Here is a 9,208-nt window from a genome sequence, read left to right as displayed (position 1 = left end):
CGATGAGCGGGCTGGCCTGCTGGATGACCGCGAGGACGCTGGCGCCGCCGGTGAACGACTGGGCGCCGAGCTGCTGGGTGAGCGAGCCGACCTGGAGGGCGATGACCGCGCCGAAGCCCCCGTCGAGGGCGCTCGCCCCGCTGCGGAAGCCCCCGTCGAGGGCGCTCGCCCCGCTGCGCGAGACCGGCCGGCTGTTCGCCCTCGCCGCCACCGTCACCCGTGCCGTCTTCCGGCGCCCCTTCCAGCTCCGCGAGTTCATCGAGCAGTTCTGGTTCGTCGCCAGTGTCACGATCCTGCCCGCCGCCCTCGTCTCCATCCCGTTCGGCGCGGTCATCGCCCTCCAGGTCGGCTCGCTCACCCAGCAGCTCGGCGCCCAGTCGTTCACCGGCGGCGCCAGCGTCCTCGCGGATCTTGCGGGAGCCGAGGTCCGCGCAGATCGCGGAGCCGCCGGCGCCGGCGATCAGCAGGGCCACGATGAGCGGGCTGGCCTGCTGGATGACCGCGAGGACGCTGGCGCCGCCGGTGAACGACTGGGCGCCGAGCTGCTGGGTGAGCGAGCCGTCGAGGGCGCTCGCCCCGCTGCGCGAGACCGGCCGGCGGGCGCTCGCCCCGCTGCGCGAGACCGGCCGGCTGTTCGCCCTCGCCGCCACCGTCACCCGTGCCGTCTTCCGGCGCCCCTTCCAGCTCCGCGAGTTCATCGAGCAGTTCTGGTTCGCCAACCTGCTGACCACCTCGGAGGTCGCCGTCACCCGTCAGCGCGGGATCGAGGAACTCCTGGTGACCCTGCCCGCCGTCGCCGCCGCCGGCGCGACCGCCGTCACCGCGGAAGGAGCCAGGTTCGGCATGTCCGTCACCTTCTTCGAGCCGCTGCCGTGCACCGACGGCTACGAGCGGACCGAGTACCGCAACGGTCGGGCACACCGCCGCCGTCGGGGGCGTTGGCGCTGCCGCGGACACCGGTTCCGGTGGAGGGCGCCGCGGTGCAGCGCACCCGGGTGTCGGTCGCCCCGGCCGGGGTGGTGTCCAGACCGTTGCGGTACTCGGTCCGCTCGTAGCCGTCGGTGCACGGCAGCGGCTCGAAGAAGGTGACGGACATGCCGAACCTGGCTCCTTCCGCGGTGACGGCGGTCGCGCCGGCGGCGGCGACGGCGGGCAGGGTCACCAGGAGTTCCTCGATCCCGCGCTGACGGGTGACGGCGACCTCCGAGGTGGTCAGCAGGTTGGCGACGACGACGCCGAAGGACGGGTCGAGGTCGCGCAGCAGCCCGCTGATCTGGCCGGCGGCGTCGGGGGCGGTGGCGATGACCTTGCGCAGGTCGGTGTCGGAGTCCTTGAGCTGCGCGGCGAGTTCGGAGGCTCCGTCGGCGAAGCCGCGGAGCGCCTGCCCCTGCTCGGCCTGGGTGCGCAGCACCGTCTCGCCGTCGGCCATCAGCCGGGTGGTGACGGGCAGCGCCCGGTCGGCGGCGAGGACGAACTCGTTGCCGTGGTCGAGGAGGACCTGGAGGTCGTCGCCGCGCCCGCCGAGCGCGGTGCCGAACTCGTCGACCACGGTCCGCAGCGCCTCCAGGTCGACGGAGGAGGCGAGGTCGTCGACGCTGGTGAGGACATCGGTGACGGGGGCGGGGATGCGGGTGCGGCTGCGGTCGATGACGGCGCCGTCGGCGAGGTAGGGGCCGGCATCGGCGGCCGGCCGCAGGTCGATGTACTGCTCGCCGACGGCGGACAGGCCGGCGACGACGGCTTCCAGATCGGCCGGGATGCGGGGCGCGGAGTCCTCGATGCGCAGTTCGGCCTCGACTCCGTCGTCGGTGAGCCGGATGGGGCCCACCCGGCCGACGGAGACCCCGCGGTAGGTGACGTTGGAGTGGGTGAACAGGCCTCCGGTGGCGGGGAGCTGGACGCGCACCGTGTAGTGGTCGCGGAACCCGACGAGGTGTCCGAGGTCGGCGTAGCGGACGCCGAGGAAGCCGAGCACGAGCACGGCGATCACGAGGAACGCGAGGTTCTTGAGGCGGGTGGCGAGGGTGAGCATCAGCGGCTCCCTTCCCCTGTGGTGCCCGTGACGGAGGGCAGCGGGAGCGGCGCCCTGCCCCGGGCCGCCGCGGCGGGCTCGTCGTCGTCCGGCACGAACTCCGGGATGACGGTGGTGCCCGGGACGGCGGTGGTGTCGAGGTAGACGTTGAGGTAGTCGCCCTTGATGCCGCGCAGCACCTCGTCGGTGAACGGGTAGGTGAGCATGACCTGGAGCGAGTCGGGCAGGTTCCGGCCGGAGTCGGCGAGTGCCTTGAGGGTGGGCGCGAGGGCCTTCAGGTCGGCGATGGTGTCGGCCTTCGAGGTGGTGATGGTCCGGACGGCGACGTCGGAGAGGGTGTCGAGCGAGCGGAGCATCGTCAGCAGCGAACCGCGCTGCTTCTCCAGCACCTTGAGGCCGGGGCTGAGGTCGGTGAGCACGGTGCCCACGTCCTGTTTGCGGGTGGCGAGGGTGGTGGCGAGCCGGTTGACCCCGTCGAGGGCCTTGGTGATGTCGCCCTTGTTGGCGTCGAGGCTGGTGACCAGTTCGTCGAGCCGCTTCAGCAGCGAACGGATCCGGGGCTCGCGTCCGCCGATGGCCTTGTTGAGTTCGGTGGCGATGGTCTTGATCTGGGCGACGCCGCCGCCGTTGAGGAGCAGGGACAGGGCGCCGAAGACCTCTTCCACCTCGGGGTTGCGGTTGGTGCGGTTCATGGGGATGGCCGCACCGGCGGCGAGGGTGCCGGTGGCGTCCTTGGCGGGCGGGCTGAGCTGGATGTACTTCTCGCCCAGCAGGCTGGACTGTTCGAGGTGGGCGAAGGCGTTGGCGGGCAGGCGCACCCTGCCGTTGATGCGCATGGTGACCGTGGCCGTCCAGTCCTCCTGGTCGAGGCTGATCCGGGTGACCCGGCCGACGGCGACGTCGTTCACCTTGACCGCGGACTGCGGGACGAGGCTGAGGACGTCGGCGAACTCCGCGGTGATCTCGTAGGGGTCGTCGCCGAGGTCGGCGCCGCCGGGCAGGGGCAGTTGGTCGAGGCCGGACATCTGGGGCGCCGAGCAGCCTGCGGTGAGGCCGAGGGCGAGGAGCAGGGCGAGCGCCGGTCTGCGGGGGCGCCGGCGGGGCGCCGGTCCGGCCGGGGTGCCCTCCGCGGGGGTCGTGGACGGTGTGGGTGTCGTGGTCACCGGGCTTCTCCCGCCTTCTTGCCGGGGGTTCCCCAGACGGTGCCCACCGGGGGCAGCGGCAGCCCGGGCAGTGCCGTGCGGCGGTCGGCGTCCACCGGTACGAGACCGGTGAGGCCGGTGGTCTCGGCGGGGATCACGATCTCGGGTCCGTAGCTGAGTTCGTTGATGTTCGCGCGGCCGTTGAGTGTGCGGTGGGCGGGGTCGTAGGCGTTCAGGGCGTTGCCCGCGGCGAGCGGCGCGGTGTCGAGGGCCTCGGCGAGCGAGGCGCGCTGGTCGACCAGGGTCTGGGTGAGCGGGACGAGGGCGTCGACGTTCTCCTTGAGCGCTCCCCGGTTCTTCTGGATGAAGGCCTTGACCTTCTTCAGGGCGGTGCCCAGTTCCTTGAGTGCGGCGCCGAGGTTCTCCTTGTCGTCGGCGAGGAAGCCGGTGACGGAGGCGAGCTGCTGTTCGGCCTTGGCGACGTTGCCGTCGTTCTTCTTCAGCATGGTGGTGAAGGACTGGAGGTGGGCCAGGGTGTCGAAGAGGTCCGTGCTGCTGCCGTCGAGGGTTCGGGCGGCCTTGCCGAACTGCTCGATGGAGTCGCCGATGGCCTTGCCGTTGCCGTCGAGGTTGGCGGCGCCGGTGCCGATGAGCCGGGCGAGGGCGCCGTCGGCGTTGGCGCCCTTCGGGCCGAGCGCCGTGGACAGTTCGGTGATCGACTCGTACAGCTGGTCCACCTCCAGCGGCATGGCGTTCCGCTCGGCGGGCAGGACCGCGCCGTCCTCGAGCGTGTCGCCGCCGGTGTAGGCGGGCGCCAGCTGGATGTAGCGGTCGGCCACCACGCTGGGGGCGACGACGACGGCGTGGGCGTCGTGCGGGACCTTGACGTCCTCGTCGAGCAGGAGGGTGACGCGCACCTGTTCGCCGGCGGGGACGACGGTGTCCACGGTGCCGACCTTGACTCCGAGGACCCGCAGGTCGGAGCCTTCGTAGACGCCGGTGGCGCGTTCGAAGTAGGCGGTGATCCGGGTGGATCCGGAGGCGTCGAAGGCCATGACCCCCGAGGTCCCGGCGACGGCGACCACGGCGAGACCGGCGCCGATGCCGACGATGCGTCTGATGTTCACGATCCACCGCCTGACGGCTCGGTCCGCTGCTGCGGCTTGGGCGGCATGCACCCGGTCTCGGGCGGTGTGCCGGCGGGCAGGTAGTTCCGGGGCACGAGGCCGCAGACGTAGGTGTCGAACCAGCGCCCGTTGCCGAGGGTGTTGCCGACGAGGCGGTAGTAGGGTCCGGCGAGCTTCAGCGTGGCGTCGAGGCTCTTGCGGTTCTTCAGCAGCACGGCGGTGACCTTGCCGAGCGCGTCGAGGGTGGGCTTCAGCTGCCGGTCGTTGTCGTCGACGACACCGCTGAGTTCGGTGCTCAGGCTCCTGGTGCCGGTCAGCAGCGCGTGGATGGCGTCGCGCCGGGCCTGGATCTCGCCGAGGAGCAGGTTGCCGTCCTCCAGCAGGGTCTCGAAGCTGCTCTTCTTGCCGTCGAGCGTCCTGGTGAGCTTCTTGCTCTCGCGCAGCAGGAGGGCGAGCTGGGCGTCGCGCTCGGAGACGGTGCGGGACAGGGCGGAGAGCCCGGTGGCGGCGCTCCGCACGTTCGGCGGCGAGTTCTCGAAGGTGGTCGAGATGGCGTCGAAGCTCTCGGCGAGCTTGGCCGTGTCGATCTTCCCGATCGTCTCGCCGAGCCCGTTGAACGCCTGGGTGACGTCGTAGGGGCTGGTGGTGCGGGAGGCCGGGATGCGCTCGCCCGGGTCCTGGCGGCCGCTGCCGAGGGGGGCGACGGCGAGGTACTTCTCGCCGAGGAGCGTCTTGATGGCGATGGCGGCGGTGCTGGAGTCGCCGATCCAGGCGTCCTCGACGTCGAAGCGGACCTCGACCTTGTCGCCGTCCAGGGCGACACCGGTGACCTGGCCTACCTTGACGCCGGCGATGCGGACCTCGTCGCCCGCGTCGAGCCCGGCGGCCTCGGTGAACTCGGCGGTGTAGGAGGTGGTGTCACCGGTGAACGGCAGTGAGTCGGCGCGGTAGGCGCCGATGCCGAGCAGGGCCATGACGAGCAGGCCGACGACGGCTACGGCGACCGGGTTGCGGTCCCGTACGGGCTTGATGCGCGGGAGTGCTCTCATGCCAGGCACCTCGGCTCGGTGATCGCGATGCCGGTGGGCGGCGGGCTGCCGTCGGAGGTGGCGACGCCGGTGATCCTCGCCTCGCAGAGGTAGAGGTTGAGCCAGGAGCCGTACGAGGCGAGGCGGGTGACGGCCTGCATCTTGGCGGGCGTCTTCGCCAGGAAGTTCTCGATCTGTCCGCTGCCCTTGTCCAGTTCGCGCGACAGACGGCCCAGTTCGGCGATGTCCCGCTTGAGCGGGGCCCGGCCGTCCTTGAGGAGGTCGGCGGTGACGGTGGTCAGGTCGCCCATGGCGACGACGGCCTCCCCGAGCGGTTTGCGGTCGCCGGAGAAGCCGGTGACCAGTTTCCGGAGCGTCACCACGAGGTCGTCGAAGCCGTCCTCGCGGTCGTTCACGGTCTTCAGGACGGTGTTGAGGTTCTGGATGACCTGTCCGATGACCTTGTCCTTGGCGGCGACGGTGGTGGTGAGCGAGCCGACGTGCCGCAGGAGGCTGTCCACGGTGCCGCCCTCGCCCTGGAGCACCTGGACGATGGAGCCCGCCAGGTCGTTGACCTCGTCCGGGGCGAGACCTTCGAAGAGCGGCTGGAAGCCGTTGAAGAGCTGGGTGAGATCGAGCGCCGGGCTGGTGCGCTCCAGCGGGATGGTGTCGCCCGCGGGGAAGACGCTGCCGATCGGCCCCGCCCCCTGGTCCAGGTCGATGTAGCGCTGGCCGACCATGTTGAGGTACTTGATGGAGGCGGTGACGGTGACCGGCAGGACCCGGCCCTTGCGCACGGCGAAGGTGACCTCGGCGACCCGGCGGTCGGCCACCTCGACCGACTCCACCTGGCCGACCTTCACGCCGGCGATGCGGACGCTGTCGCCCTCGATCAGGCCGGTGGCGTCGGTGAAGCGCGCCTTGTAGGTGATGGTGTCCCCGACGCCGGTGTTGGCGATGCCGAGGGCCAGCACGGTGGTGGCGAGGACCGTCACGAGGATGAAGGCGAGCGATTTGACGATGGGTCCGGTGAGGCTGCGGCGGTTCACTTGAGCGTCACCTCCGTGCCCCGGTAGACGGGCCCGGTGAGCACGCTGCTCCAGTCGGGCAGTTCGGCGGGCGCGGTGTCGAGGTCCGGCGCGAGAAGTTCGTTGACGAGCCGGTTCTCCTGCGGCGAGTTCGGCAGGCCGAGGCTCTCGGACGCGGCGTCCGCGGCGGCCGACGCGGGCCGGCCGGTGTAGGGCACGGTGTAGCAGTGGGGGCCGCCGGTCGCGTCGTACACGGGTGTGTCCTTGCCCGGTACGTACTTGCCGAGGGACGGCACGGAGGTCACGGTCACATGGAGTCCGGGCTGGTCGGTGCCCTTGCCGAGGGCCTTGTCCATGGCGGGCACGAACCCGGCGAGGGTGCGCAGGGTGCACGGGAAGGACGAGGAGTACTCGGCGAGCAGTTCGAGGGTGTCGCGGCTCGCTGCCGCGAGGCGGATCAGGTTGTTCTCGTTCTTGCGGAGGAACGAGGTGACGTCCTGCGCGGTCTTGGTGGTGGAGCCGTAGAGCGTGGCCAGTTCGGCCTGCTGGTCGGCGATGGTGCTGCTGGTGGTGGTGAAGTCGGTGAGGGCGTCCAGAATGCCGGGCGCGGTGTCGGCGTAGAGATGGCTGACCTCGACGAGCTGGGTGATGTCCCGGTTGAGGACCGGCAGATGCGGGTTGAGCCGCTCCAGGTGTCCTTCGAGGGTCTCCAGCGTGCTGCCCAGCTGGTCCCCCCTGCCCTGGAGGGCCTGGGAGACGGCGGTGAGGGTGGCCGAGAGCTTCTCCGGCTTCACCGCGGTGAGCAGCGGCAGCACGTCGTCGAGGACCTGCTCCAGTTCGATGGCGTTGGCGGTGCGGTCCTGGGTGATGGTGTCGCCGGGCTCCAGGGTGTCCGCGGTGGTGCTGTGCGCGGGCGGCACGAGGGCCACGAACCGGGCTCCGAAGAGGGTCGTGGGCAGCATCTGCGCGGTCACGTCGGCGGGCACGCGGTCGAGTTCGCCGGGCTTCACGGCCAGGGTGAGCCGGGCGCCCCGTCCGTCGGCGGTGATGTCGCGGACCTCGCCGACGACGACGCCGCGCAGCTTGACCTCGGCGCCCCTGTGCATCTCGTTGCCGACGGATCCGGTGAGCACGGTGACGGTGGCGTCGTCGCTGAACTGCTTGTCGTACACGGCGACGGACAGACCCACCAGCAGCACGGGCAGCAGGAGGAAGACCACTCCCGCGAGACGGCGTCGGATCTTCTGCGTGCTCATCCGGCCACCTTCACCGTCGTGGTCGCACCCCAGATGGCGAGGGAGAGGAAGAAGTCGGTGACGCTGATGAGCACGATGGCGTTGCGCACGGAGCGTCCGACGGCGACGCCGACGCCGGCCGGGCCGCCGGAGGCGCGGAAGCCGTAGTAGCAGTGGGCGAGGATGACCATCACGCTGAAGATCAGCACCTTGAGGACGGACAGCACCACGTCGTCCGGGGAGAGGAAGAGATTGAAGTAGTGGTCGTACGTGCCCGCCGACTGGCCGTTGAACAGGACGGTGATCCAGCGGGACGCCACGTAGGAGCTGAGCAGCCCGATGGCGTAGAGCGGGATGATGGCGACGACGCCGGCGATGATGCGGGTGGTCACCAGGTACGGCATCGACCGCACGCCCATCGCCTCCAGTGCGTCGACCTCCTCGTTGATCCGCATGGCGCCGAGCTGGGCGGTGAAGCCCGCGCCGACGGTGGCGGAGAGCGCGAGTCCGGCGACGAGCGGGGCGATCTCGCGGGTGTTGAAGTAGGCGGAGACGAAGCCGGTGAAGGCGGAGGTGCCGATCTGGTTGAGGGCCGCATATCCCTGGAGGCCGACGACGGTGCCGGTGAACAGGGTCATGGCGACCATCACGCCGATGGTGCCGCCGATGACGCCGAGTCCTCCGCTGCCGAAGGCGACCTCGGCGAGCAGCCGCTGGACCTCCTTGAGGTAGCGGCGCAGGGTCCGCGGGATCCAGAACAGGGCGCGCAGGTAGAAGGTGAGCTGGTCGCCGGAGCGGTCCAGCCAGCCGAGCATGGACATCGCTCAGCCCCCCTTCGGGGGGACGACCTGGAGGTAGATCGCCGTGAGGACCATGTTCACGAAGAACAGCAGCATGAAGGTGATGACGACGGACTGGTTGACCGCGTCGCCGACGCCCTTCGGCCCTCCGCGCGGATTGAGGCCGCGGTAGGCGGCGACCACACCGGCGATGAAGCCGAAGATCAGCGCCTTGATCTCGCTGATCCACAGGTCGGGCAGCTGGGCGAGGGCGGAGAAGCTGGCGAGGTACGCGCCGGGGGTGCCGCCCTGCATGATCACGTTGAAGAAGTAGCCGCCGAGGGTGCCGACGACGGACACCATGCCGTTGAGCAGGACGGCCACCAGCATGGTGGCGAGGACCCGCGGCACCACCAGTCGCTGAATGGGCGAGACGCCCATGACCTCCATGGCGTCGAGTTCCTCGCGGATCTTGCGGGAGCCGAGGTCCGCGCAGATCGCGGAGCCGCCGGCGCCGGCGATCAGCAGGGCCACGATGAGCGGGCTGGCCTGCTGGATGACCGCGAGGACGCTGGCGCCGCCGGTGAACGACTGGGCGCCGAGCTGCTGGGTGAGCGAGCCGACCTGGAGGGCGATGACCGCGCCGAACGGGATGGAGACGAGGGCGGCGGGCAGGATCGTGACACTGGCGACGAACCAGAACTGCTCGATGAACTCGCGGAGCTGGAAGGGGCGCCGGAAGACGGCACGGGTGACGGTGGCGGCGAGGGCGAACAGCCGGCCGGTCTCGCGCAGCGGGGCGAGCGCCCTCGACGGGGGCTTCGGCGCGGGCGGGGC

General features: G+C 70.9%; 9 protein-coding genes and 3 pseudogenes. 2 read left to right on the top strand and 10 right to left on the bottom strand.

Annotated elements, in window-relative coordinates:
- A partial coding sequence (locus tag EAO77_RS41550) for an ABC transporter permease (RefSeq protein WP_410088742.1) occupies positions 1-259 on the bottom strand: 259 nt, incomplete at its 3' end.
- Between EAO77_RS41550 and EAO77_RS41545 the strand changes: the two are divergent.
- Positions 174-347: pseudogene (locus EAO77_RS41545) on the top strand (ABC transporter permease); the annotation flags it as partial. The gene EAO77_RS41550 and the pseudogene EAO77_RS41545 sit on opposite strands and share 86 nt — an antisense overlap.
- A 111-nt stretch (positions 348-458) precedes the next feature.
- Here the strand turns inward: EAO77_RS41545 and EAO77_RS41540 are convergent.
- Positions 459-650 (bottom strand): annotated as a pseudogene (locus tag EAO77_RS41540) (hypothetical protein); the annotation flags it as partial.
- Between EAO77_RS41540 and EAO77_RS41535 the strand changes: the two are divergent.
- Positions 580-747 (top strand): annotated as a pseudogene (locus EAO77_RS41535) (ABC transporter permease); the annotation flags it as partial. The pseudogenes EAO77_RS41540 and EAO77_RS41535 overlap by 71 nt on opposite strands.
- Before the next feature lie 103 nt (positions 748-850).
- On the opposite strand, the gene EAO77_RS31375 reads toward EAO77_RS41535, so the two are convergent.
- From EAO77_RS31375 to EAO77_RS31340, 8 genes are all read right to left on the bottom strand, one after another.
- Positions 851-2,032: an MCE family protein gene (locus EAO77_RS31375; protein WP_147991734.1), complete on the bottom strand. Its 1,182-nt coding sequence runs from the start codon at positions 2,030-2,032 to the stop codon at positions 851-853.
- On the bottom strand, positions 2,032-3,102 hold the full coding sequence (locus tag EAO77_RS31370) for an MCE family protein (RefSeq protein WP_261994230.1): 1,071 nt from the start codon (positions 3,100-3,102) through the stop codon (positions 2,032-2,034). Before EAO77_RS31370 ends, EAO77_RS31375 begins: the two co-directional genes overlap by 1 nt.
- 89 nt (positions 3,103-3,191) lie before the next feature.
- Positions 3,192-4,301: an MCE family protein gene (locus EAO77_RS31365; protein ID WP_147991733.1), complete on the bottom strand. Its 1,110-nt coding sequence runs from the start codon at positions 4,299-4,301 to the stop codon at positions 3,192-3,194.
- The gene (locus tag EAO77_RS31360) at positions 4,298-5,350 is read right to left on the bottom strand and encodes an MCE family protein (RefSeq protein WP_147991732.1); all 1,053 of its coding nucleotides are present in this window, start codon (positions 5,348-5,350) and stop codon (positions 4,298-4,300) included. Before EAO77_RS31360 ends, EAO77_RS31365 begins: the two co-directional genes overlap by 4 nt.
- Complete coding sequence (locus EAO77_RS31355; RefSeq protein ID WP_147991731.1) at positions 5,347-6,378, bottom strand: MCE family protein; 1,032 nt, start codon at positions 6,376-6,378, stop codon at positions 5,347-5,349. Before EAO77_RS31355 ends, EAO77_RS31360 begins: the two co-directional genes overlap by 4 nt.
- A complete protein-coding gene (locus EAO77_RS31350; RefSeq protein WP_147991730.1) occupies positions 6,375-7,613 on the bottom strand; it encodes an MCE family protein in 1,239 nt (412 codons plus the stop codon). The genes EAO77_RS31355 and EAO77_RS31350 overlap by 4 nt, the downstream gene beginning before the upstream one ends.
- On the bottom strand, positions 7,610-8,413 hold the full coding sequence (locus EAO77_RS31345) for an MlaE family ABC transporter permease (RefSeq protein ID WP_147991729.1): 804 nt from the start codon (positions 8,411-8,413) through the stop codon (positions 7,610-7,612). The genes EAO77_RS31350 and EAO77_RS31345 overlap by 4 nt, the downstream gene beginning before the upstream one ends.
- 3 nt (positions 8,414-8,416) lie before the next feature.
- Positions 8,417-9,208: MlaE family ABC transporter permease (locus tag EAO77_RS31340; protein ID WP_147991774.1), on the bottom strand; the 792-nt coding region annotated here is incomplete at its 5' end.

The sequence above is a fragment of the Streptomyces sp. T39 genome (genome assembly GCF_008042045.1).
Lineage (GTDB): Bacteria > Actinomycetota > Actinomycetes > Streptomycetales > Streptomycetaceae > Streptomyces.
The sequence above is the reverse complement of the archived record's forward strand: the minus strand, read 5'-3'. Positions and strand labels throughout refer to the sequence as shown.

Bases quoted from the DNA above. Each gene is read 5' to 3' on its own strand.
- EAO77_RS31375 (WP_147991734.1), bottom strand. From the start codon at position 2,032: ATGCTCACCCTCGCCACCCGCCTCAAGAACCTCGCGTTCCTCGTGATC.
- EAO77_RS31345 (WP_147991729.1), bottom strand. From the start codon at position 8,413: ATGTCCATGCTCGGCTGGCTGGACCGCTCCGGCGACCAGCTCACCTTC.
- EAO77_RS31350 (WP_147991730.1), bottom strand. From the start codon at position 7,613: ATGAGCACGCAGAAGATCCGACGCCGTCTCGCGGGAGTGGTCTTCCTC.
- EAO77_RS31360 (WP_147991732.1), bottom strand. From the start codon at position 5,350: ATGAGAGCACTCCCGCGCATCAAGCCCGTACGGGACCGCAACCCGGTC.